The 22632-nt window shown below is 71.1% G+C and carries 22 protein-coding genes and 1 tRNA gene; 18 read left to right on the top strand and 5 right to left on the bottom strand.

What is annotated here, in order from left to right; translation table 11 throughout:
- Positions 1-78 precede the first annotated feature (78 nt).
- Entirely contained in the window at positions 79-1587 is a 1509-nt protein-coding gene (locus tag F0L68_RS10710; protein ID WP_149849349.1) for a S10 family peptidase, read from the bottom strand.
- 41 nt (positions 1588-1628) lie between these two features.
- On the opposite strand from F0L68_RS10710, the gene F0L68_RS10705 reads away from it, so the two are divergent.
- On the top strand, positions 1629-2354 hold the full coding sequence (locus F0L68_RS10705; RefSeq protein ID WP_149849361.1) for a uracil-DNA glycosylase: 726 nt from the start codon (positions 1629-1631) through the stop codon (positions 2352-2354).
- A 42-nt stretch (positions 2355-2396) separates the two neighbouring features.
- On the opposite strand, the gene F0L68_RS10700 is transcribed toward F0L68_RS10705, so the two are convergent.
- Both F0L68_RS10700 and F0L68_RS10695 read right to left on the bottom strand, forming a co-directional pair.
- Entirely contained in the window at positions 2397-2819 is a 423-nt protein-coding gene (locus F0L68_RS10700; protein ID WP_149849348.1) for a type II toxin-antitoxin system VapC family toxin, read from the bottom strand.
- Positions 2816-3061: a FitA-like ribbon-helix-helix domain-containing protein gene (locus F0L68_RS10695; RefSeq protein WP_149849347.1), complete on the bottom strand. Its 246-nt coding sequence runs from the start codon at positions 3059-3061 to the stop codon at positions 2816-2818. The genes F0L68_RS10700 and F0L68_RS10695 overlap by 4 nt, the downstream gene beginning before the upstream one ends.
- Positions 3062-3236: 175 nt before the next feature.
- On the opposite strand from F0L68_RS10695, the gene F0L68_RS10690 reads away from it, so the two are divergent.
- The 12 genes from F0L68_RS10690 to F0L68_RS10640 all read left to right on the top strand — a co-directional run bounded on the left by F0L68_RS10690 (position 3237) and on the right by F0L68_RS10640 (position 12588).
- The gene (locus F0L68_RS10690) at positions 3237-3953 is read left to right on the top strand and encodes a DUF4129 domain-containing protein (protein ID WP_149849346.1); all 717 of its coding nucleotides are present in this window, start codon (positions 3237-3239) and stop codon (positions 3951-3953) included.
- Positions 3950-4453 (top strand): hypothetical protein, encoded by a 504-nt coding sequence (locus F0L68_RS42275; RefSeq protein WP_188316497.1) that lies wholly within the window; start codon positions 3950-3952, stop codon positions 4451-4453. Before F0L68_RS10690 ends, F0L68_RS42275 begins: the two co-directional genes overlap by 4 nt.
- A 35-nt stretch (positions 4454-4488) precedes the next feature.
- Positions 4489-5472 carry an AAA family ATPase gene (locus F0L68_RS10680; protein WP_149849360.1) on the top strand — a complete coding sequence of 328 codons (984 nt, stop codon included), beginning with the start codon at positions 4489-4491 and terminating at the stop codon, positions 5470-5472.
- Complete coding sequence (locus F0L68_RS10675) at positions 5469-6899, top strand: DUF58 domain-containing protein (RefSeq protein ID WP_149849345.1); 1431 nt, start codon at positions 5469-5471, stop codon at positions 6897-6899. The genes F0L68_RS10680 and F0L68_RS10675 overlap by 4 nt, the downstream gene beginning before the upstream one ends.
- Positions 6896-7462: a hypothetical protein gene (locus F0L68_RS10670; RefSeq protein WP_149849344.1), complete on the top strand. Its 567-nt coding sequence runs from the start codon at positions 6896-6898 to the stop codon at positions 7460-7462. The genes F0L68_RS10675 and F0L68_RS10670 overlap by 4 nt, the downstream gene beginning before the upstream one ends.
- A 210-nt stretch (positions 7463-7672) precedes the next feature.
- Entirely contained in the window at positions 7673-8998 is a 1326-nt protein-coding gene (locus F0L68_RS10665; RefSeq protein ID WP_149849343.1) for an NAD(P)/FAD-dependent oxidoreductase, read from the top strand.
- 251 nt (positions 8999-9249) lie between these two features.
- Positions 9250-9372, top strand: a complete 123-nt coding sequence (locus F0L68_RS44530) for a hypothetical protein (protein ID WP_276313845.1) — start codon at positions 9250-9252, stop codon at positions 9370-9372.
- A gap of 2 nt (positions 9373-9374) precedes the next feature.
- Positions 9375-10544, top strand: a complete 1170-nt coding sequence (locus F0L68_RS10660; RefSeq protein WP_223198673.1) for an ATP-grasp domain-containing protein — start codon at positions 9375-9377, stop codon at positions 10542-10544.
- Entirely contained in the window at positions 10525-11595 is a 1071-nt protein-coding gene (locus tag F0L68_RS10655; protein WP_149849342.1) for a SagB family peptide dehydrogenase, read from the top strand. Before F0L68_RS10660 ends, F0L68_RS10655 begins: the two co-directional genes overlap by 20 nt.
- Positions 11596-11682: 87 nt before the next feature.
- A tRNA-Leu gene (locus tag F0L68_RS10650) sits at positions 11683-11756 on the top strand.
- 257 nt (positions 11757-12013) lie between these two features.
- Entirely contained in the window at positions 12014-12214 is a 201-nt protein-coding gene (locus tag F0L68_RS10645; protein ID WP_149849341.1) for a hypothetical protein, read from the top strand.
- A complete protein-coding gene (locus F0L68_RS10640) occupies positions 12211-12588 on the top strand; it encodes a type II toxin-antitoxin system death-on-curing family toxin (protein WP_223198672.1) in 378 nt (125 codons plus the stop codon). The genes F0L68_RS10645 and F0L68_RS10640 overlap by 4 nt, the downstream gene beginning before the upstream one ends.
- Positions 12589-12666: 78 nt before the next feature.
- Here the strand turns inward: F0L68_RS10640 and F0L68_RS10635 are convergent, their stop codons facing one another.
- Positions 12667-14331, bottom strand: coding sequence for a DUF885 domain-containing protein (locus F0L68_RS10635; protein WP_149849340.1), 1665 nt, complete (start codon positions 14329-14331; stop codon positions 12667-12669).
- Positions 14332-14405: 74 nt separating this feature from the next.
- Complete coding sequence (locus F0L68_RS10630; protein ID WP_149849339.1) at positions 14406-15050, bottom strand: LuxR C-terminal-related transcriptional regulator; 645 nt, start codon at positions 15048-15050, stop codon at positions 14406-14408.
- Positions 15051-15822: 772 nt separating this feature from the next.
- Here F0L68_RS10630 and F0L68_RS10625 point away from each other — a divergent pair.
- The 5 genes from F0L68_RS10625 (at position 15823) to F0L68_RS10605 (ending at position 22632) form a co-directional block, all read left to right on the top strand.
- Complete coding sequence (locus F0L68_RS10625; RefSeq protein WP_149849338.1) at positions 15823-17904, top strand: hypothetical protein; 2082 nt, start codon at positions 15823-15825, stop codon at positions 17902-17904.
- Positions 17905-17908: 4 nt separating this feature from the next.
- Positions 17909-19345 carry a GT4 family glycosyltransferase PelF gene (pelF, locus tag F0L68_RS10620; protein ID WP_149849337.1) on the top strand — a complete coding sequence of 479 codons (1437 nt, stop codon included), beginning with the start codon at positions 17909-17911 and terminating at the stop codon, positions 19343-19345.
- A 79-nt stretch (positions 19346-19424) separates the two neighbouring features.
- Positions 19425-20879, top strand: coding sequence for a hypothetical protein (locus tag F0L68_RS10615; protein WP_149849336.1), 1455 nt, complete (start codon positions 19425-19427; stop codon positions 20877-20879).
- Positions 20880-20908: 29 nt separating this feature from the next.
- Positions 20909-21904: an SDR family NAD(P)-dependent oxidoreductase gene (locus tag F0L68_RS10610; protein WP_223198671.1), complete on the top strand. Its 996-nt coding sequence runs from the start codon at positions 20909-20911 to the stop codon at positions 21902-21904.
- A 14-nt stretch (positions 21905-21918) separates the two neighbouring features.
- Complete coding sequence (locus tag F0L68_RS10605) at positions 21919-22632, top strand: sugar phosphate nucleotidyltransferase (RefSeq protein WP_149849334.1); 714 nt, start codon at positions 21919-21921, stop codon at positions 22630-22632.

Raw genomic sequence — 22632 nt, 5'->3', positions numbered from 1 at the left:
CCCGCTCCCGAGCTAGACATGCCATGAGGGGTCCCGTCAGGACACCCAACGTCCTGACGGGACCCTTCATGACGTTCCCTAGCGGGCGGACGCGGCCTTGACGAAGGCCGCCAGGTCCTTGGACTGCTGAAGGCGGGACGGCTCGTGCACGTACATCATGTGGCCTGCCTCGTAGTAGGCCGACTCGATGTTGCCCCGCAGCTCCTCGGGGATGGACAGATGCGCGAGCACGTGCTCGGCCGCGTAGTAGGCGGTCGCGCCGTCGTGGTAGCCGAGCGCCACGTGCACCTTCAGGTGCGGGTTCGCCCGCATCGCCGCCGAGAGCTTCTCGGCAACGGAGACGTGCGCACCCTCGAACTCCTTGTAGGACCAGGGATGCACGTTGCCGGTGAGGATCTCGTAGGGCAGGTCGTTGGCGTAGCCCAACTCCGAGTGCAGGTAGTGGTTCAGCGCCGCCGTGTACGGGCCGAGGATCGCTGCGTAGGAAGGATCCTCGGTGAAGTGCTCCCGCCCGGAGTCGTCGTCCCAGCCGAGGAACCGGCCGTCGAGGCGGCCGACCACCTGGCGGCGGTGCCGCAGCAGCTCGGTGAAGAACCGCACGTGCTCGACCCGCAGGTTCACCCGGTCCACGTAGTCCTCGGACAGGCCGACCAGCGCGGCGAGCCTGGCGACGATGTCGGCGCGCTCGTCGGCGGCGAGCCGGTGGCCCCGGTTCAGCGCCCACGGGTAGTCGCGCCCGGCGAACTCCTCGGCCTCGGCGACCACCTCGGCGAGCGGCCGGTCCCCGTGCAGGCCGTGGTAGTGCGCGATGGCCGCGTAGGTCGGCAGGAACAGCGCGTAGGGCAGGTCGTTGCCCTCGGTGAAGCGGATGGTGCCCATGTCCAGCACCGAGGAGATCAACATCAGGCCGTTGAGGTACATGCCGTACCTGGTTTGCAGGTGTTCGGCGAGGCCGGCCGCGCGCAGCGTGCCGTAGGACTCGCCGGCGAGGAACTTCGGCGACATCCACCGGCCGTTGCGCGAGGTCCACAGCCGGATCACCTCGCCGACCGACTCGAGATCGGCCTTGAAGCCGTGGAAGTCGCCTGCCTTCTCGCCCTTGACCGGGCGGGAGTAGCCGGTGGAGACCGGGTCGATGAAGACCAGGTCGCTGTGCGCGAGCAGCGTCTCTGCGTTGTCGGCCAGGCCGTACGGCGGGGTGGCGCGGTCGCCGGCGTCGCCCGAGAGCACCCGGCGCGGCCCGAACAGGCCGAGGTGCAGCCAGACGCTCGACGAGCCGGGACCGCCATTGAACGCGAAGGTCACCGGGCGCTCCGCCGGGTCCGCGCCGTCCAGCGTGTAGGCGGTCAGGAAGACCTCGGCCTTGGGGAGGTGGCCGTCGAACGCGCCGTCGGTGAGCACCTCCCTGCGCAGCACGATGCGGCCGGTGGTGGTGGTGTAGTTCAGCTTGCGTCGCCGAACGGTGATGGAATGAGCCGTGCTGACGAGGTCGTCGGTCGGCTCCGGGGTGTCCTCGCCCTTCGACGTGGTGTCCTCGGGCTCGGCAGGCGCGTTGCCGGCCTTAACGTTGGTGTCCTTCGCTGCCATGGTTGGCACCCTACGTCGGCGTGATCGGAGCACGGACGGAGATGACTGTGCACGGCCAGGAAGTGGACGACCTCAAGGCGCTGGACGAACTGGTGATCGGGTGCAGGGCGTGCCCGAGGCTGGTCGCGTGGCGGGAGGAGGTGGCCAGGGTCAAGCGGGCCGCGTTCCGGGACGAGGAGTACTGGGGCAGGCCGGTGCCCGGCTTCGGGCCGCCGGACGCCGCGCTCGCCATCGTCGGCCTCGCGCCGGCGGCGCACGGTGCGAACCGCACCGGCCGGATGTTCACCGGCGACCGGTCCGGCGACGTGCTGTACGCCGCCATGCACGCCGTCGGCCTGGCGTCCCAGCCGACCGCCGTGCGCATCGGCGACGGCCTGGAGCTATACGGCACGAGGCTCGCCGCGCCGGTGCGGTGCGCCCCGCCGGACAACAAGCCGACTCCCGCCGAGCGGGACACCTGCCGCCCCTGGCTGGCCAGGGAGCTGGAGCTGCTGCGCCCGACCCTGCGCGCCGTCGTGGTGCTCGGCGGCTTCGGCTGGCAGGCCCTGCTGCCCGTGCTCGCCGAGGCGGGCTGGCAGGTCCCCCGCCCGCGCCCGAAGTTCGGCCACGGCGTCCGGGTCACGCTGCCGGCCGACGAAGGCGGCCCGCCGCTGGAGGTGTTCGGCTGCTACCACGTGAGCCAGCGCAACACGTCGACCGGGCTGGTCACCCCCGCCATGGTCGAGGACGTGCTCCACACGGCGAAGGCCGCTGCCGGGCTCGGCTGACCCCGCCGCACGAAGGCACGAGCCATGAGGCCGCCGCCCGGGTTAACCGATGTGCCAGGGGTTGACGAGATCGACACCGGTGTCGTCGAAGTCCTTCGTGTTGCGGGTGGCCAGGACCGCCTGACGCGCACGGCAGATCGCGGCGATCTGCGCATCGGCTACGGCAATGGGGCGGCCCAACTTCTCGCGATGGCTGACAACGGCGGCGTATTCGTTGGCCGCCTGCATGTCGAACGGCTCCACGCGCCCGTGGAAGTCCTCATCGAGCAGGGCGTGCACTGCTCCGCTCAGCGCGGTTTTTCGATGCCCGTCGGGTAGGCGAGCCACCCCGTGGAGCAGTTCGGCGGCGGTCACCGCAGTTGTTGCCACCTCGGTGGAGAGCAGGGAGTCGAGCCAGACCAAGACGGAGTCCTCTGGCTGCCTGCGGATGACTTCGGACAGCACATTGGTGTCGAGGATGATCACGCGTCGAAGTCCACTACGCGAGGTGGCTCGTCGCGAGTCGGCAACTCGAACTCGCCTTCGTCGACAGCCGCGAACCGGGCATGGATGCGGCTGCCGAGACCACGAGCGGGAACCGGGTGGGACAACGTGTCCACCAGGATCGCGCGAACCTCGGCCTCCATCGAGCGTCCGTGTTCCGCGGCTCGGACACGCAGCTGCTCGCGCACTTCGTCATCCAGACCACGGATTGTCAGTGTCGCCATGGCACTCACCCCCGGTCGAGTATGATAGCAATGCTAGCACGAACGGGTTCGTTGCCCGGCTGACCGTCGGCTCGCGGTCCCATTGATCAATCGCGGCATCGCGGGCCCATGACCGGCCCCGGGATGTCATGCTGCGCGGCGTGTCTCACCTCAGCGCCGCGCACCGGGGGCCGCAGTGAGGTCCCGGCTTCCGCTGCTGCTGTCGGTGACCGCGCTGTTGCTGCTCGCCGTGGTCGCCGCGCGCGGCCGGTCGGCCGTGCCCTACACGGCCCGACGCTTCGGGCCGATCCTGCCGCCCGCGCCGACGACGACCCCGCCGACCTCCCAGGAGTCCCAGCCGAACTCCGTGCTGGACACCGTCAGCGGCATCGGCGTCGGTGCGCTGGTGGTGCTGTTCGTGGTCGCGCTGCTCGTCGGCATCGCCGTCACCATCGTCGCCGTGACCCGCTGGCGACCTCGGCGCAAGCTCGGCCCCACCGTGCAGGAGTCCGTCGCCGACGACACCGACGGCGGCTCCTCGGACGGGATGTCCACCGAGGCGTTGCTGCGCGGCGCCCGTTCCGCGCTCGCCGAGCTGCACGCCAGGGCCGGTGGACCGCCGTCCGACGCGGTGGTGGCCGCCTGGCTGCTGCTCGAGGACGCGGCGGCCGACAGCGGCACGCGTCGGCAACCGCACGAGACGCCGACCGAGTTCACCGCCGCACTGCTCGCCGCGCACACCGTCGACCAGGCCGCCCTTGCCGCGCTCCTGGATCTCTACGCCAGGGCCAGGTTCGGCCCGGCGGGCTCGGTGACCGACGAGGACGCCACGGGCGCGGCCACCGCCCTTGACCGGATCGTGGCGGATCTGGCGACCGTCGCGCACCGCTCCACCGGGGCGGTGGTCCAATGAGCGAGCCGCTGTTGACCGAGCCGCGCCTCAGCACGCTGCGGGCCGGGCTGCTTGTCGCGCTCTTCGGCGTCATCACGCTGCTGATCTGCTACTGGCTGCTGGGCGCGCCGTGGCCGTGGGCGGCCGTGCTGACGGCGCCGGTCGGTGCCGTCGTCTGGCTCACCGCCCGCACGCCGCGCGCCACCGAACCCGTCTGGCAGCCGCTGCCGGACCCGCTGTCCACCGCGACCGAACTCCAGGCCAGCACGCTCGCCGGCCGGCTCGCCGAGGCCGCAGAGGACCAGTCCCGCTTCCGCGGCCGCGTGCAGCCGAGGCTGCGGGCGCTCGCGCTGGCCAGGCTGCGCCAACTGCCGGGCAACGGCGACCTCGCCGACCTCGCCGACCCGCGCGCCGCCGCGCTGCTCGGCCCCGAGCTGCACCACCTGCTGACCAACCCCGCCGCCCGGCTGCCGGGGCCCGCCGGGCTGACCGACCTGCTCAATCGACTGGAGGCACTGTGACGATCGCCGGAGCCGGCAACCACACCTCGGCGTACGTGCCGGCCATCGCCGCCGAGTGCCACACGGTCCTCGAGGCCGTGGGCCAGGTCGTCGTCGGCCGCCAACGCACGCTGCGGCTCGCCCTCGCGGCCGTGCTGGCCGGCGGACACGTCCTGCTCGAGGACGTCCCCGGCCTCGGCAAGACGCTGATGGCGCGCAGCCTCGCGCAGGCGCTCGGGCTGGACTTCCGCCGCCTCCAGTGCACGCCGGACCTGCTGCCGGCCGACGTCACCGGCTCCTTCCTCTACGACCCGGCCGAGCGGGAGTTCTCCTTCCGCGCCGGCCCGGTGTTCGCCGGCCTGCTGCTGGCCGACGAGATCAACCGCACGCCGCCGAAGACGCAGTCCGCGCTGCTGGAGGCCATGCAGGAGCGGCAGGTCACCGTCGAGGGCACGACCTTCCCGCTGCCGAGGCCGTTCCACGTGCTGGCCACCGCGAACCCGGTGGAGTACGAGGGCACCTACCCGCTGCCGGAGGCGCAGCTCGACCGCTTCCTGCTGCGCCTGGACATCGGCTACCCGCCGCCGGACGAGGAGGTCGAGGTGCTGCGCCGCAGGCTGGCCAGGCAGCGCGAGGAGACCGAGGTGGCCGGTGTCGTCGACGCGGCGCGGCTGCGTGAGTTGCAGGCGGGCGTCGAGCGGATCACCGTCGACGACGACGTGCTGCGCTACTGCGTCGACCTCGCCTCGGCCACCCGCGCGCACGCCGCCGTCGAGGTGGGCGCGTCGCCGCGCGGTGCGCAGGCGCTGGTGTTGGTGGCCAGGGCGCTTGCCGTGCTGGACGGCCGCGACTTCGTGCGGCCGGAGGACGTCAAGGAGTGCGCGGTCGCCGCGCTGGCGCACCGGTTGACGCTGCGCCCCGAGACCTGGACCTCCGGCCTCACCGCGGTCGAGGTCGTCACGGAGCTGCTCGGCAGGGTGCCCGGTCCGGCGAGCGCGAAGGCCGCCGCCACGAGCGCGAAGGGCGCTGGCTCGAGATGAGCACCCGCCGGGGCCCGTTCGCCGGGGCGGCCGGGGACGCGCCGCGCCAACGGTCCAACCGGCGCGCGGCGCGCTGGCGGGCGGCGCTGGCCCGCCCGACCAAGCACCGCTGGCGCGCCACCGACGCGCTGCGCCGGGGCGTCGTGCTCGGCACCGGGCTGGTCGTGATCGGCGTGCTGACGCACCGGCTGGAGGTCCTGCTGCTCGGCGCTCCGCTGCTGGTCGCCAGCCTGCTCGCGGCGCCGGCCGGATCGAGGGCCTCGGTCACGCCGTCGGTGACCGTCCGCCCGCTGCCGCACGCCGTCGAGGCCGGCGAGTCGACCACGGCGGTCGTCGAGGTCGTCGCGGGCGCTGGCGAGCTGTTGGCCGTGCGCCTGCCGACGCCGGACCGGCCGGGGCCCGGCCCGGTGCACCTGCTGCCGGCCACCGGCTCGCCGATCGGCGCGCGGCTGCGCAGGGACGCCTGGGGCGAGGGCATCGACCTGCGTGCCGATCACCTGGTGGCCGGGCCGGACGCGCTGTTCGTGTTCGGGCCGGTGACCGGCGTCGAGGGCAGGCGGGTGGTGCTGCCGCCGCTGCGCGCGCTGCCGGCCGGTCCGCTGCCGCCGAGGGCGGCAGGCCTGGTCGGCGCGCACCGCGCCCGGCGCCCCGGCGACGGCACCGAGCTGCGGAACATCCGGCCGTTCCAGCCGGGCGACCGGCTGCGCAGGATCGACTGGCGGGTCTCCTTGCGCAGCGCGGCCGAGGCCGGCGGCGAGCCGGGGGCCGGCGTGCTGCACGTCCGGGAGCGGCACGCGGAGGCCGACGCGGACGTGGTGCTCGCGGTGGACACCAGGGTCGACGTCGGCGCGGACGTCGCGGGCTGGTCGAGCGCGCTGCGCGGCAACTCGGTGCGTGCCGGCGGCAGCCTGGACACGGCGGTCCGCGCGGCGGTGTCGCTGGCGGCGAGCTACCTGTGGCAGGGCGACCGGGTCAGCCTCGCCGACCTCGGCCGCCCGCAGCTCGGGGTGCGCCCCGGCGTCGGCCGCCGCCAGCTGCTCAGGCTGCGCAACCAGCTGGTGGTGTGCGCGAGGTCGGCGGGCTGGGCCGCGCGGCCGGTGCTGCACGCCCAGCAGGTCCCGCACGGCGCGCTGGTCGTGGTGTTGTCGCCGTTCCTGGACGACGCGGCCGTCGAGGTGACCGTGCACGCGGCCCGGCGCGGCAACCTGGTGCTGGCCGTCGACGTGTTGCCGGCCGGCCTGCTGGCCGACCGGAGCACGCCGTGGGGCGACGCGACGCTGCGGATCCTGGAGCTGGAGCACGAGACGCGGCTCGCCGCGCTGCGCGGGCACGGCATCGCGGTGGTGCCGTGGGCCGACGGTGGGACGGTCGCTGCGGTGCTCCGCCGCGCGGCCCAGCCGAGGCGGCGGGTCGGAGTGAGTCGATGAGCGAGAGTGACGAGCGCGGCGAGCTTGGCGGGGAGAGCGGTTCGCCGGTGATCGCGGTCGGCGTCGGTCTGCCCGGCTGGCTGCTGCGCGCGGCGGTGGGGTTGGTCGCTGCGGCGATGGTCGCGCTGGTGTCGGAGCAGGGGATCGGCGGCGCGCTGGTGGTGATCTTCGCTCTGCTCGGCGCCGTGGCGGTGCTGCTCCCCGGCTCGCCGGCCGGGACGCTGTTGATCGGCGGCGTCGCGCTGTCGGCCGGGTTCGTCGGCGACGATCCGTTGCGTCCCGAGGTGCTCGCGCTGATCCCGCTGGTGCACCTGCTGCACGTGGGCTGCGCGCTGGCCGCGGTGCTGCCGAGGGACTCGCGGGTGCACCTCGCCGCGTTCCGCCTGCCCGCCCGCCGATTCCTGGTGACGCAGCTCGCGGTGTTCGCGATCGCGGGTGTCGCCGCGCTGGTGCCGGGCGGCGACACCAGCGCCGCGGTGGAGATCGCCGGGCTGCTCGGCGTCGGCGGTCTCGCGCTGCTCGCCCTGCGGCTGACCGACCCTGGGGACCGCGCCGCACGCTGAGGATCGCGGAGGGGGTGGGAACCGTCAGGGGGTCGGCATCAACACTGTGGACTGTCTCAGGTGGAACTGAGGGCGATCTCAGTCAAAGGACTGGACCACTGCACGAATGTCCAGTTCACCGCCGGGAAGTGTCCTCCATCACCGGCGACCGTGGTCACAACGGGGCTTGCGAACGCGCGCCGCACCGCATGTCGGTGCGACCATATGGGTATGGCTGCTGTGAAGTCGCAACCCACGAGGATCGTCATCGTCGGCGGTGGGTACGTCGGCATGTACACCGCACTCGGGTTGCAGTCCAAGCTCCGATCCGGTGAGGCCTCGGTCACGGTTATCGACCCGCAGCCCCACATGACCTATCAGCCGTTCCTGCCCGAGGCGGCTGCCGGCTCGATCGAGCCGCGCCACGTGGTGGTGCCCCTGCGCAAGGTGCTCAAGCGGTGCCACGTGCTGACAGGCCGCGCCACCAGAATCGAGCACGCCCGCAAGACCGTCACGGTCGAGCTGGTCGACGGGCACGTCGAGGAGGTCGAGTACGACGTCCTCGTCTCGGCGCTCGGCGCGATCTCCCGCACCCTGCCGATCCCCGGCCTGCCCGAGGTGGGCATCGGCATGAAGACCATCGGCGAGGCGATCTACCTCCGCAACCACGTGCTGTCCCGATTGGACCAGGCCGCCAGCACCGACGACGCCGAGCTGCGCGCCAGGCTGCTGAGCTTCGTGGTGATCGGCGGCGGCTTCGCCGGCATCGAGACGCTGGCCGAGCTCGAGGACATGGCGCGCTTCGCGCTGCGGTACTACGAGAACCTCAAGCCCGAGGACATGAACTGGGTGCTGGTCGAGGCGACCGGCCGGATCATGCCCGAGGTGAGCGAGCGGCTCGGCGTCTGGACCGTGCAGGCGCTGGAGAAGCGCGGCATCAAGGTCTACCTGGACACCAGGGTCAAGTCCCTGGAGGGCGGCCACGTCGCGCTGGACGACGGCACCGAGTTCGACTCGGACACGATCATCTGGACGGCCGGCATGAAGGCCAACCCGATGCTGCGCGACACCGACCTGCCGCTCGACGAGCGCGGCCGGGTCCGCTGCACCGCCGCCATGCAGGTCGAGGGCCTGCCCGGCGTGTGGGCGGCCGGCGACTGCTCGGCGGTGCCCGACCTGTCGCGCACCGAGGAGGACCCGAAGGCGACCTGCGTGCCCAACGCGCAGCACGCCATCCGGCAGTCCAAGCTGCTGTCCAAGAACATCATCGCGTCGCTGCGCGGCAAGGAGCCCAAGCAGTACTTCCACAAGTACCTCGGCTCGGTCGCCGGCCTCGGCCTCTACAAGGGCGTCGCGGACGTGTTCGGCCTGCGCTTCAAGGGCATCATCGCCTGGTTCATGCACCGCAGCTACCACGTGATGTTCATGCCGACCTTCAACCGCAAGTTCCGGGTGCTCAGCGACTGGACGCTGGCGCTGGTGTTGCGGCGCGAGGCCGTTGCCCTCGGCCAGATCAACGACCCGCACGCGGACTTCGTTCGCGCGGTGCACAGCTGACCGAGGCACGCTAGACGTCGAGTCACCCACGGGTACCGTCGCCGCGCCGAATGGCGTAGCGGCGGTACATCCGTTTGGGGGCTCATTGCGGCGGCGGAGGAAACCGCGATACGGACAGTTGGGGAAACCCATCGCCCACATAGACCAATTGCGGTCTGGGCCGCCTTGACATTGCGTAAGGTGAAACCGAGACTACCGCTGGTGCATCACCTGAAAGTGTGACGCACGGGGTGGGGAGAGAGGTGACCGCGATGTCGATCGAGGAGCTGGCCGCACAGCTTCGGAGTGGCGAGATCGAGGATCGGGCGCTGGCCGAGTACGCCGCAGAGTACGCCACCGCCGGGAAGGTATTCCGCAGCAAGAAGGACGACTGAGGATGACCGGTTCCGGGCGGGGGATCATCCCGGACGAGCAGCCCCCGCCCGAACCTGGCGCGGTGCTGTCCGACAGCCTGTTGCCGCCCGTGCTGAACCCCTCCGCGCTGGACCGTTCCACCCCCCTGCTGCTGCAAGGTCAGGACTATCACTTCCGGTCCCCGGCCAACTGCCTGGACTTCCAGGAGCAGGTGCACAGGTTGGGCATGGTCGACGAGGGCGACGGCAGCCCGATTCCCTGCGTGCTGGTGCTTGCGCGCGCCGCCGACATGGAGATGAACGAGCTGTCCATCGCGCTGGCCGAGCGCGGCATCCGGATGGCCCGCATCGACGTGGACCGCTGCGTCGACCTCGCGCTGACGATCTACACCGACACCCCGCTGATCGAGCTGGACCGCTGGCTGCTGCGGCCGATCCTGGTCTGGCGCAGGCACTTCGAGCTGTCCGCGCTGCCCGTCGACCCCAGGACGCTGACCGGCTCCTACGTCGTCGACCAGTGGCGTTCGGTGGCGGGCTGGCTGACCGACCGCAAGGACTGGGGGCACGTCAACCCGACAAGGGCGACCTGCCACCTCGACCGGCTCACCCAGCTCTCCGACGCGGCCGCGTTCGGGCTGCGGGTGCCGCGCACCGCGGTGACCACCAGGCCGGGGCGCAACAGGCCGGGCGGCGGCGCGTGCATCGTCAAGACCACCGGACGGCACCTGCTCGAACCGAGGCCGGGCATGCAGCACGGCCTGTTCCCGCGGCCGCTGGAGACCAGCAGGACCGGGGACACCCCGGAGCCGGCGCCGGTGATCGTGCAGGAGTACGTCCCGTCCGACACCGAGCTGCGGGTGTTCGTCGTCGGGGAGCGCTGCCTCGGCTACCAGGTGGACAAGCTCGACCCCGCGCAGCTGTGGGTCGACCCGGACTCGGTGAGCGTGAAGCCGACCGAGGTGCCGGCAGCGCTCGCCGCGACGCTGCTCGCGTTGGCCAGGCACTGGCGGCTCCAGGTGGCCGCGTTCGACCTGCTGGTGACCGGCTCGGAGTACGTGTTCCTCGAGGTCAACGTCAACTGCGACTGGCGCTGGTTCGAGCACCGGGCGGCCAACGACGACGTCTCCACCGCCGTGCACGACTGGGTCGCCACTCGTTTTGAGGAGCTTCGGGGTGCGGGTCAAGGTCGCTGAGCACGCGACGTTGTTCTACGACCGGGGCAGTCTGGTGTGGGACGACTATCTGCACCATCGGCAGTACCGGATCAGCGAGACGGCCGAGCTGCTGTGCCGCAAGTTCAGCCAGTTCACCGAGATCGACGAGCTGCTCGCGCCGCTGGCCGACCCGGAGCGCGTCGCGGTTCGCGGGGTCGTCGACGAGCTGCTCGCCGCCGGGGTGCTGGTGGTGGAGGGCTCCACGGAGCACCGGACCGAGCGGGCGCTGCTGGCCGCGTGGTCGAGCTGGGGTGCAGGGGCGCGGCACTTCCACTTCGCCAGCCGCACGCTGAGCGACGACGACTACCAGGACGCGGACGAGCACGACGCCGCCCTGGACAGCAAGCTGGTCGACTTCCCGCCGCCGTCGCCGTTCGCGCGCCGGGGCGTCGCCGAGGTCGGGCTGCCCGAGCTGGGGGCCGCCCCGGACTGGGGCGACCGGGGCCTGTTCGAGGTGCTGCTGGACCGGCGGACCACCCGCGAGTTCGGCGCGGAGCCGCTCGGCGTGGTCGAGCTGGCGCACCTGCTGGCGATCCTGGGCGGCGCGTCCCCGACGCGGCAGCGGATCGGCCGGACCGGGACCGTGTTCAAGACGACGCCGTCGGGCGGGGGTCGACACCCGATCGAGCTCTACGTGCACGCCACACGCGTCGACGGGCTTGATCCGGGGTGGTACCACTATGACGGGAGAAATCACGTCCTGGAGCCGCTTGGGGCCGTGTGGGGGCGTGCTGAGCTCGCGCGGGGTGCCGGGGACCAGGACTGGATCGGCGAGGCGGCGGCGGTGATCACCTACACCGGGCTGTTGGAGCGGACGAGGTGGCGCTACGACACCCCTCGGGCCTACCGGGTCGTGCAGCTCGACGTCGGCCACCTGTCGCAGACCGCGTACCTGGTGGCGACCGCGATGGGACTCGGGGTCGGTTTCACCGCGGCGCTGCGCGACGAACTGGTCGAGCGGGCGCTCGGATGCGACCCGACCGAGGAGGTCGTGCTCGGGATGACCGCGATCGGCCCCTTACCCCTGTGAGCCGGCCGGCGCATCGGGCTGAGCCGGGCGGGCGAGTTGAGCGAAAGTGGCTCCACGGACCCCGAAAGAGGACTTAGGCTGCCCGCTGCCCCCATAGCCCAATCGGAAGAGGCAGGCCCCTTAAAAGGGTCCCAGTATGGGTTCGAGTCCCATTGGGGGCACAAACTCCGCCATGCAGGCGTCCACCTGCATGTTTGTGTCAGGTTTCGGTCGAGGAACGGTCGCGTGACGGGCTTCGGCCCGCTTTCGGCGTGGTGACCGTGTGTCGCGAGTGACACGAGCGTGCGGCCTGGATCAGCCGACTTTCGGTCGTTTTTGATCGCGGAAAGTGACAGTGCGGCACGCGTCACAGTTGCCGTCGACGAGCGTGCTCCGCGCCGCTGACATCACGTGATAGCACGCGCTAGCATGAAGCGTGATGAAGATGCTGCCGGTCCGGTTCGAGGAATCCGAGATCGAGGAGATCCGTGCTCAGGCCGCGGCCGAGGGTCGCAGCCTCCAGGACTTCGTCCACGACATGCTGATGACCGCGATCGCGACACGAACCCAGCGCCGCCGCGCGGCGCTGGACCACGTCCTGCGCGTCAGTGAGGGCCTGAACAAGCGGCTCGCTCAGTGATCGACTACCTCACGATCGAGGACCTGCTTGAGGTGGCCAACCGGGTCGTTGACGGCGAGGTGCTGGTGCGCGACATGGGGCTGCTCGCGTCCGCCGTCGCCCGCCCGCAGTCGACGGTGTTCGGCCAGGACGCCTACCCCGGCATCTGGGAGAAGGCGGCAGCCCTGATGGAGTCGCTCGGCCGCAACCACGCGCTGATCGACGGCAACAAGCGGCTCGCCTGGACTGCCACCTGGTTCTTCCTGGGGATCAACGGGCATCCCCTCGGCGAGCCGCTTGACGAGGAGGCCGGCGAGCAGTTCGTGCACGACGTCGTGACCGGCAAGTTGGAGATCCAGGAGATCGCCTCGGGCCTGGTCGGCTTCGCGGGCTAGGGCTTCGCGGGCCAGGGCTGCGCCGCGATCCGGCCGGCCCACCAAGCCGGCCGGATCGCGGCGAACGACAGCGAAGGACTAGACCTGCGCGGCGATCCAGTCGGTGACGACCTCGGCGAGGGTGGACAGCGGCAGCGGGCCGCCGGCCAGCACCAGGTCGTGGAACGCCCTGATGTCGAACCGCTCGCCCAGCGCCTGCTCGGCCTCGGCGCGCAGCCGCTGGATCTCCAGCCGCCCCACCATGTACGCCAGAGCCTGGCCGGGCGCGGCGACGTACCGGTCCACCTCGGACTCGATCTCCATCGGGGCCATCGCGGTGTTGTCGCGCATGAAGTCGATGGCCTGCTGTCGGCTCCAGCCCTTCGCGTGCAGGCCGGTGTCGACCACGAGCCTTGCCGCGCGCATGGAGTCCAGCGTCAGCATGCCGAACCTGGCGACGTCGCCCGAGTACAGGCCCATCTCCTCGGCCAGCCGCTCGGTGTAGAGGCCCCAGCCCTCGATGTAGGAGGTCACCGGCGCGGTGCGGCGCAGCAGCGGCAGGTCCGGCAGCTCCTGCGAGATGGTGAACTGGAAGTGGTGTCCCGGCACGGCTTCGTGGAACGCGGTTGCCTCGGCGGTGTAGCGGAACCGCTCGGTGACCTTGTCCGTGTTGGCGAAGTAGGTGCCGCGCCGCTCGCCGTCCATGGAGGCCGGCATGTAGTACGCGCCTGGCGAGCCAGCCGCCTCGACCGCGGGCACGGCCTCCACCTGGCACTCGTGGCTCGGCCGCAGGCCGAACCAGGACGGCGCGGCCTTGCTCGCCCTGCTGATCGCCTCGCGGGCGGCGTCGAGCAGCTCGTCCTCGGTGTTCCAGCGCAGCGCGGGATCGGTGCGCAGGTTGGCGAAGATCTGCTGGAGGTCGTCGGTGCCCATCGTCTTCGTGCCGAGCGCGATGTACTCCCGCGCGAGGTCCGCGACGAGCCTCAGCCCGGTCTCGTGCAGCTCGTCTGGAGTGCGGTCGGTCGTGGTGTGCAGCCGGCTCAGCGCCGCGTAGACCTGCTCGCCCTCGGGCAGCCAGGACAGGCCGGGCCGGTCGTCGGGGCGGCCGTGCGGCAGCACCTCGGTGGCCAGCACCTCGCGGTAGCCGGCGAGGGCCGGCCGGACCAGCTCGGCCAGCACCCGCTCGCGATCGGCGACGAAGTTCTCGTTGCCCTCGGCGGGTTCCGGCCGCAGGAACGGGTCCTGGTCGGGGCTGGCGGCGTAGGCGTCCAGCTGCTCGATCGCCGCGCGCACGAGCCGCGCGACCGGCACCCGTCCCGCCGCGATCCCCATCCGGTGCCGCGCGGCGATCGCGTCGAGGAAGGCCGGCACGGCCCGCAGCCGCGTCAGGTAGGCCTCGGCCTGGTCCTGGCTGGACACCGAGGCCGTCGGCAGGACGGACAGCACCTCGCCGACGGGGGCGAGGAACGAGCTGGCCACGGTGTACTCGACCAGCCGGCACTCGATGCGGTCCATGGTCGCCTCGGCCTGCTGGATGATCACCGCGCGCGTGGTGCGGTCGTCGGCGGACAACGCGTCCGGATCCAGCGCCCGCGCCCGCTGCGCGAGGTCGGCGAGCCGCTCGCCGACGGCCCGCTCGCCGTCCTCGGTGAAGTCGCTGAGCCGGTCGTCGTAGCCGGGGACGCCGAGCATGGTCGCGGTCAGCGGCTCGGCTCCGATCAGAACGCCGAAGAGTTCGTCGGCAAGTTCAACCACACCCGTCATTCCGTTCCCCCATGTCTGAGCGTGCATCGTTGCAACAGCGATGCTACGTGCCCAGATCAGCTGGACAGCCCAGGTCAGCCGTTCAGGTAGGCAAGCACGGCGAGCACGCGCCGGTTGTCGTCCTCCGACTGCGGCAGGCCGAGCTTGCCGAAGATGTTGTTGGTGTGCTTGCTGACCGCCTTCTCGGTGATGAACATGCGCGCCGCGACGGCGGCGTTCGAGCGGCCCTCCGCCATCAGCCCGAGCACCTCCTTCTCTCTCGGCGTCAGCGCGCCGAGCGGCTCGTCCCGCGCGTGCCTGGCCAGCAGCTGGGAGATCACCTCGGGATCCATCGCGGTGCCGCCGCCCGCGACCCTGCGCACCGCCTCGACGAACTGCGTGACGTCGGAGACCCGGTCCTTGAGCAGATAGCCGACGCCGCCCGCCCGGTCGGACAGCAGCTCGCGGGCGTAGAGCTGCTCGACGTACTGGGACAGCACCAGGATGGGCAGGCCGGGCACCTGCGCGCGGGCCTCGATGGCGGCCCGAATGCCCTCGTCGGTGAACGTCGGCGGGAGGCGAACGTCCACAACGGCCACATCGGGTCGGTGCGTGACGAGCGCGCGCAGCAGTCCTGGGCCGTTGTCGACGGCCTCGACCACCTCGAAGCCGTTCGCGTTCAACAGGCGGATCAGGCCGTCCCTGAGCAGGACGAGATCTTCGCCAAGGACAACTCGCACAGCGGCTCCATGATCGGGGTGGTGTCGGCGTCGGCCCCCGGTCGCGAGGGCTCCTCGCGGCCGGGTGTCGCGTCGCATGCTGCCAGCCCTCGGGCGCGGCGGCGTGGTCCGCCGGGTCCGCTCCGGACGGTGGCCGCGCCGCGCGCCGGCCCGGTCACCCGCGCGACGCAGCGGAGTCGGACCACTCGATCGGCGGGTGTTGTATCTACCTCGATCGGGCGAGGACAAATCGGCCAGAGCAGACCGGTCCGACATCGAGGGCCGTGTGGGCTACGGAGTGTTTGGCATTGTTGGTTTACTGTTCATGATCGTGATGCGGACCTGTTCGAGTTGTTTCCCGGGTTGCCGGCTTGCATTTCTTCAGGATTCGTAGAGTTGTTGATTTGGCAAGTGGATTGTGTGAGCAATTTTCACGTTCCTTCACCTGTTACCAGTTGACCGATAACGCGGTGGTTCGGGGAGGCTGATCCCGTAATGCCGGGTTTGACATCCGCCTCACGGCGCTGACCTGTGGGTTTGCTGTGAGCAGGATTGCCTGAATTGCTTCTGTATGCAACAACTTCTGATTGTGGAGTCTGTTTATGTCACTGGGCTGTTCGGCCTAACGTATGACTCTCAATGGACCATTAAGGATCCAGCTGGACGGCTAGTTTGAAGTGGGAAGTAACGGCCCAATGATTTCCGCGATGTTTCCGTCTGGGGGCGCGACCGTGCCCATATTGATTGCGCACTTGTAGCCTCGCCGTCGGCCTGCGGGGTGGATGGGATTAGCGTGAGAGCAATTGGTCGAATCAGGTGGGTAACCCTTGGCGTCATCGGCGCGCTCGCCGCGCTGACCGGCGTCGCGGCCGCGCCCGCCAGCGGCGCGACCGCCCCGCCGCGCGTGGACCTGCGGGTGCTCGTGGTGAGCGACGGCACGCCGTGGGTGGACGCGATCTCGCAGCAGCTCACCAGCGAGGGCGTCCCGATCACCGTGATCCAGGCCGGCCAACCCGGCCGCCCCGCGATCACCGACGGCTTCCTCGCCGACCAGCTGAACGGCACGCCGTGGGCCAAGTTCCAGGGCGTCGTGCTGCCCAACCAGGCGCCCGCCGGCGTGACCGCCGCCGAACTGGCCAGCCTCGCCGCCTACGAGCAGCGCTTCGGCATCCGGCAGGTGGACGCGTTCACCTACTCGAGCCCCGCCGTCGGCCTGAACACCCCGATCTTCGCCGGCACGCTGGACGGCGTCACCGCCAAGCTCACGACGGCGGCCACCGCCGACGCGTTCCGGTACCTGCGCGGCCCGGTCGCCTTCGAGGACAACGACCCGAAGATCGCCGAGAGCTACGGCTACCTCGCCACGCCGCTGCCGGACGACCCGACCACCGGCGCGCACTTCGAGCCCTACCTCACCGCGACCGTCCCCGGCACGAACACCCAGGGCACGTTGGCCGGCGTCTACCGGCAGGGCGGCCGCGAGCAGCTGGTCCTCGGCTTCGGCTACAACAACTTCCAGCAGCAGTACCGGCTGCTCTCGCACGGCGTCGTCACGTGGCTGACCAAGGGCGTGCACCTCGGCTACTACCGCAACTACTTCAGCGTGCACATCGACGACGTGTTCAGCGAGGACTCCCGCTGGAGCGACGTCGGCAAGTGCACCCCCGGTGAGGGCGACTGCGCGCCCGGTGTGCCGGCCACCACTCCCGTCCGGATGAACTCCGCCGACGTGGTCAACGCGATGCTGTGGCAGGCGACCCACAACTACCAGCTCGACCTGCTGTTCAACGCCGCAGGTAGCGACGAGGCGGTGGCGCAGAACGGATACGACCCGCTGACCGGGACGCTCCTCGCGCTGCACGGCTCCTTCCGCTGGGTCAACCACACCTACTCGCACGCGTTCCTCGGCTGCGTGCAGGACTTCACGGTCATCCCGTGGCGCTGTGCCACCGACCCGGCCACCGGCCAGACCCTCTACGTCGACCAGCAGACGATCTCCGACGAGATCAGCAAGAACGTCGCATGGGCGGGCGCGCACGGGCTGCCGATCCGGTCCGACGAACTCGTCGGCGGCGAGCACTCCGGCACGTTCATCCTGCCCCAGCAGCCCAACGACAACCCGAACTTCCTCGCCGCGTTGGCGCAGAACGGGATCGGCTGGCTCGGGCTGGACGCCTCACGGGAGAAGACCCAGCGTGCGGTCGGCCCCGCGCTCGGCGTGCCGAGGCACCCGATCAACGTGTTCTACAACGTGGCCAACCCCGCCGAGGAGGTCAGCGAGTACAACTGGATCTACACCTCGCGGGCCAACGGCGGCAGCGGCATCTGCGAGGACCACCCCGACACCACCACCTGCATCACGCCGCTCGACCCGAGGACCGGGTTCGCTTCCTACATCGTGCCGAAGCAGACCCAGATCACCATGGGCTTCGTGCTGGCCAACGACCCCCGGCCGCACTACATGCACCAGACCAACCTCGCCGAGGGACGGCTGGCCTACCCGGTGCTGGACGCCGTCCTGTCCAGCTACCGCAGCATGTTCGCCGCCAACACCCCGGTGACCAACCCCCGCCTCGCGGACAGCGGCCTCGCGCTGGAGCGGCAGGACGCCTGGCGCGCGGCCGTGAACGCCGGCACGGTCAGCGGCTACGTGCAGGGCGGCGCGGTCACGATCCAGGCCCCCGCCGGGATCGAGGTGCCGGTCACCGTGCCGGAGGGCACCAAGGTCGGCGGCGCCGCGTTCGGGCAGCAGTACGCGGGCGAACGCTCGGCGTACCAACGGGTCGACGCGGCGCACCCGACGGTCGCGCTGGCCCTGCCGTCGGCGCCATATGCGCCACAGGCCGCCCCGGCGCCAGCCGCGCGCCGGAGCTGACCGGATGCGTGTGGCGCTGGTGACCGAGGGCACCTACCCGCACAGTTTCGGCGGGGTCAGCGTGTGGTGCGACCAACTGGTGCGCGGCATGGCGGACTACGACTTCCACGTCGTGGCCCTCGTCGGCTCCGGCAACGAACAGCCGGCGTGGGAGCTGCCGGCCAACATCGCCTCCGTGCGGTCGATTCCGCTGTGGGGACCCGTGCCGGCCGGGCGCAAGCTCGGCCGGCGGGTCCTGCGGCGCTTCCGGCCGCTGATCCGGGAACTGGTCGACGTGCTGCTGGACGCGTCCGAGCCAGCGCAGCAGCACTTCGGCGACGTGCTGCGCGCGCTGTTCGACTACGCACAGCAGGAGGACCTCGGCGCGAGCCTGCGCGCCGAGGACGCGGCCATGGCGTTGACCGACGCGTGGCAGGACAGGTGGCTGCCTGGGGAGTCGACCGCGCCGACCGTGTTCGACGCGCTGACCGGGCTGCGGCTGCTCGAACACTCCCTGCGGCCGCTGGAACATCCGCCGGTGCGGGCGGACGTGTCGCACTGCGTGGCCAACGGCCTCGCCGCGTTGCCCGCGCTCGCGTCGAAGTGGGTGTACGGCACGCCGCTGCTGCTCACCGAGCACGGCATCTACCTGCGCGAGCGGTACCTCGGCTACCGGGGCGGCCCGTACCGGTGGCCGGTCAAGGCGCTGCACCTGGCGTTCCTGCGCCAGGTCTGCGCCCTGGCCTACCGGGAGGCCGGCGTGATCGCGCCGGGCAACGTCTACAACAAGCGGTGGGAGGAACGGCTGGGCGCGGACCCGGAGATCATCCACACCGTCTACAACGGGGTCGAGCCGGACCACTTTCCCGCCGTTGACGGCGAGCCGGAGGTCCCGACGGTGAGCTGGGCCGGCCGGATCGACCCGATCAAGGACCTCGAGACGCTGCTGCGGGCGTTCGCCTTGGTGCACAAGGAACTTCCCGAGGCGCGGCTGCGGCTGTTCGGCGGCACACCTAAGGGCGGCCAGGCCTACCTCGACCGGTGCCGCGGCCTCGCGGACGAGCTTGGCATCGGCGAGGTGGCGACCTTCGAGGGGCGGGTGGACAAGATCCGCGACGCCTACGCGGCCGGGCACGTCGTGGTGCTGTCCAGCATCTCGGAGGGCTTCCCCTACACCGTGATCGAGGCGATGACGTGCGGGCGCGCCTGCGTGGCCACCGACGTCGGCGGCTGCTCGGAGGCCGTCGGCGACACCGGGCTCGTGGTGCCGCCGCGCGACCCAGAGGCGATGGCCGCAGCGTGCCTCAGCCTGCTCACCGACACGGAGCTGCGGCAGGGGCTCGGCAACGCGGCGCGGGCGCGCGCCCTGGAGTACTTCACCGTGGACAAGGCGATCGGCACCTTCGACGGCCTGTATCGGGGCCTGGTCGCCGACGGCCGAGTGACGGAGCCCGCGGCATGAGGGAGCTCGCGACCGAATCGTTCGACACAGCGCGCCACCGTGCGCTCATGCCCTCGACGAGCGCCGGCGAGGAGAGGGCATGAGCGCTGAGACCGTGCCGGAGCTTCAGCCAATGGCTGACACGGTCGTCCTCCGTTCCCTCCCGCCCGTCGCCCCGCACACCGACCTCGACGCGCTCTGCGAACGGCTCCGCCCGGTGTGCGCCGGGGCGGTCGACCACTTCGAGATCGCCGCCGCGCTGGAGGCCGACGGCCTGAACGACAGTGCGGCGCACCGGACCTACGGCTTTCCCGACGTGTTCGCGCTCGCCGGCGAGCTGTTCCGGCGGGTGCCGCGCAGCCCGGCCGAACCCGAGCCCCAGCCGGATCCCTGGCAGACCAACCCGGCACGGCACGCGCTGCGCGGGATCCTGTTCGGGTTGCCGGCGTTGGCCTACCCGCCGGCCGAGGGGATCATGGGCGGGCGCGGTGCGGCCGTCGTGCTGGTCGTGTCGATGCTGATGTCCTGGGCGCTCAGCCAGGGCCTGTCCTACCTCGGGCACTTCCGGTTGGGCCAGCACGGGCGCGCGGACATGGCCAGGGCGCTGCGCGCCGGCATGGCGGTGTGCCTGCTGCTCCTGCTGTCTCTCCTCGCCGTCGTCGCTGCGGTGGCCAACGACGGCGTTCGGCTGACCCTGTTCGCGGCGGGCCAGGGCGGCTACCTCATCGCGGCGACCGTGCTGTTGGTCGCGGGCGATGACCTATGGCTGCTCTTCGCCCTGCTGCCCGGCGTGCTGGTCGGCCTCGGCTACCTGGTGCTAGGCCAACCCGCCTGGCTGGCCACCCCGGCGCTGTTCGCGCTCGCGGCGACCGTGCTGTTGACCATCGCGTTCGCCGTGCTGCGCACCAGGTCGGCGCGCGAGGCGCCGAGGCGGCGGCTGACCGTGGCGGAACTGCGGGGCTGCCTGCCGCACGCCGTGTTCGGCGTGCTCGCGGCCGGGCTGCTGGCGTTCCCCGTGGTCGGCGTGCTGCTGACCGGGGACCCGCTCGGCGCCGCCATCGCCGCGCTGCCGCTGTCGCTGTCGATGGGCGCGGCGGAGTGGACGCTGTACTGGTACCGCCGTCGGCTCGGCGCGCTGCTGCGGCGCACCAGGCGGCTCGTCGAGTTCGCCAGGCGGTCCAGGGTCGTGCTCGGCGGCGCGCTGCTGCGCTACCTGGTCGTGGCCGCCGCCCTGATCGTGCTCGCCGTCGGCGCGGTGGCCGTCCTCGGCGGAAAGGGCCTGCGGGCGGCCGATCTCGTCTCGTGCGCCGCCTACCTCGCGCTCGGCGGGGCGCTGTTCCTCGCACTGCTGTTGCAGGCGTGCGGGATCTTCCTCGCCGTGCACCTCGCCTGCGGCGCCGCGCTGCTCGGCGAGGTCGTGCTGTTGGTCGGTCGGGCCAGGTTCGGTTGGCCCGTCGACGTGATGTCGGCGCAGCTGTGCGTGTGCGGCGGCCTCGGCGTCGTGCTGTTCGGATACTCGGCCGCCGCACTCAGCCGGGCGGTCCGACACCAGTGATACCAAGACAAACCCAGAGGAGGATGTCCATGACGAGTGTTGTCGCGGTGACCGGAGCCGAGGGCTTCATCGGCTCACACCTGGTGGAGCTGCTGGTGCGGCGCGGCCACCGGGTGCGGGCGATGGTGCTGTACAACTCGTTCGGCTCATGGGGATGGCTCGACTCGCTGAGCCGGGACGTGTTGGCGCAGGTGGATGTCGTGCTCGGTGACGTGCGCGATCCCGCGTCGATGCGGGAGGTGGTCGCCGACGCCGAGGTCGTCTACCACCTGGCGGCGCTGATCGCGATCCCCTACTCCTACCGCGCGCCAAGGTCCTATGTGGACACCAACGTGACGGGGACGCTCAACGTGCTTGAGGCGGTCCGCGCCGCCGAGACGCCCCGCCTGGTGCACACCTCGACCAGCGAGACGTTCGGCACCGCGCGCACGGTGCCGATCAGCGAGTCGCACCCGCTCCAGGCCCAGTCGCCCTACGCGGCGAGCAAACTGGGCGCGGACAAGCTGGTGGAGAGCTACCACCTCAGCTTCGGGCTGCCCACGGTGACCCTGCGGCCGTTCAACACCTTCGGCCCACGGCAGTCCGCCCGCGCGGTGATCCCCACGGTGGTCAGCCAGCTCGCCGCCGGGCACAGCAGGCTGGAACTCGGCGCGCTCGACCCGACGAGGGACTTCCTGTTCGTCAAGGACACCGTCGAGGCGTTCGTCACGGTCGGCACGGCGCAGTCCTCCGCCGTCATCGGGGAGGACTTCAACGCGGGCACCGGCACGGAGGTGTCGATCGGCCAGCTCGCCGAGGACATCGTCCGGCTGATGGGTGTCGAGGCGGAGATCACCGAGGATCCCCAGCGCATCAGGCCGAAGGGATCCGAGGTGCTGCGGCTGGTCGCCGACGCGACCAAGCTGCGCGAGCGAACCGGTTGGGAACCCAGGTACACCAGGGACCAGGGTTTGCACGAGACCATCGCGTGGTTCCTGGACCCCGCGAACCTGGCCCACTACAGGCCCGAGCAGTACAACCAGTAGCAGCGGAGGAGATCATGCACGCGATCATCCTGGCCGGTGGCAAGGGAACCAGGCTCCGGCCATACACGACGCGACTGCCCAAGCCGCTGATGCCCATCGGCGACGAGTTCTCCATCCTGGACATCGTGCTCAGGCAGCTGTCCCAGCAGGGCTTCTCCAGTGTCACGCTGGCCATCGGCTACCTCGGCGACCTGATCAGGTCCTACGTGGGAGACGGCAGCCGCTGGGGCATGACCATCGACTACGCGACCGAGGACTCGCCGCTTGGCACCATCGGCCCGGTGCTGTGCATCAGGGACCGGTTACCCGAGGACTTCCTGGTGATGAACGGCGACGTGCTCACCGACCTCAACTACGCCGAGCTGTACGACCACCACCGCGCCACGCCGGCCCCGCTGACCGTGGCGACCTACCAGCGCCAGGTGAAGATCGACTTCGGCGTGCTGGCCACCAAGGACGGGCGGGTGGTCGAGTTCACCGAGAAGCCCACGCTCAACTACCGGGTCAGCATGGGTGTCTACGGCGTCAGCAAGCGGGCGCTGGAGACCTACCCGGCAGGCCTGCCGCTCGGCTTCGACGAGCTGGTGCTCGACATGCTCAGCCAGAACAACCCGCCAGAGGAGTTCGAGTTCAGCGGCTACTGGCTGGACATCGGGCGGCCGGACGACTACGACCGGGCGAACGCGGAGTTCGACGCCATCCGACCGCGACTGCTGAAGGGAGCGTAG

It is taken from the genome of Solihabitans fulvus (assembly GCF_008386585.1).
GTDB classification, from domain to species: domain Bacteria; phylum Actinomycetota; class Actinomycetes; order Mycobacteriales; family Pseudonocardiaceae; genus Solihabitans; species Solihabitans fulvus.
This window is presented reverse-complemented; position numbering and strand designations above follow the sequence as displayed.

Bases quoted from the DNA above. Each gene is read 5' to 3' on its own strand.
- F0L68_RS10710 (WP_149849349.1), bottom strand. From the start codon at position 1,587: ATGGCAGCGAAGGACACCAACGTTAAGGCCGGCAACGCGCCTGCCGAG.
- F0L68_RS42275 (WP_188316497.1), top strand. From the start codon at position 3,950: ATGAGCGAGCCGCTGTTGACCGAGCCGCGCCTCAGCACGCTGCGGGCC.
- F0L68_RS10605 (WP_149849334.1), top strand. From the start codon at position 21,919: ATGCACGCGATCATCCTGGCCGGTGGCAAGGGAACCAGGCTCCGGCCA.
- F0L68_RS44530 (WP_276313845.1), top strand. From the start codon at position 9,250: ATGTCGATCGAGGAGCTGGCCGCACAGCTTCGGAGTGGCGAGATCGAG.
- F0L68_RS10635 (WP_149849340.1), bottom strand. From the start codon at position 14,331: ATGACGGGTGTGGTTGAACTTGCCGACGAACTCTTCGGCGTTCTGATC.
- F0L68_RS10705 (WP_149849361.1), top strand. From the start codon at position 1,629: ATGACTGTGCACGGCCAGGAAGTGGACGACCTCAAGGCGCTGGACGAA.
- F0L68_RS10670 (WP_149849344.1), top strand. From the start codon at position 6,896: ATGAGCGAGAGTGACGAGCGCGGCGAGCTTGGCGGGGAGAGCGGTTCG.
- F0L68_RS10610 (WP_223198671.1), top strand. From the start codon at position 20,909: ATGACGAGTGTTGTCGCGGTGACCGGAGCCGAGGGCTTCATCGGCTCA.
- F0L68_RS10675 (WP_149849345.1), top strand. From the start codon at position 5,469: ATGAGCACCCGCCGGGGCCCGTTCGCCGGGGCGGCCGGGGACGCGCCG.
- F0L68_RS10660 (WP_223198673.1), top strand. From the start codon at position 9,375: ATGACCGGTTCCGGGCGGGGGATCATCCCGGACGAGCAGCCCCCGCCC.
- F0L68_RS10615 (WP_149849336.1), top strand. From the start codon at position 19,425: ATGAGCGCTGAGACCGTGCCGGAGCTTCAGCCAATGGCTGACACGGTC.
- pelF (WP_149849337.1), top strand. From the start codon at position 17,909: ATGCGTGTGGCGCTGGTGACCGAGGGCACCTACCCGCACAGTTTCGGC.
- F0L68_RS10665 (WP_149849343.1), top strand. From the start codon at position 7,673: ATGGCTGCTGTGAAGTCGCAACCCACGAGGATCGTCATCGTCGGCGGT.
- F0L68_RS10645 (WP_149849341.1), top strand. From the start codon at position 12,014: ATGAAGATGCTGCCGGTCCGGTTCGAGGAATCCGAGATCGAGGAGATC.
- F0L68_RS10695 (WP_149849347.1), bottom strand. From the start codon at position 3,061: ATGGCGACACTGACAATCCGTGGTCTGGATGACGAAGTGCGCGAGCAG.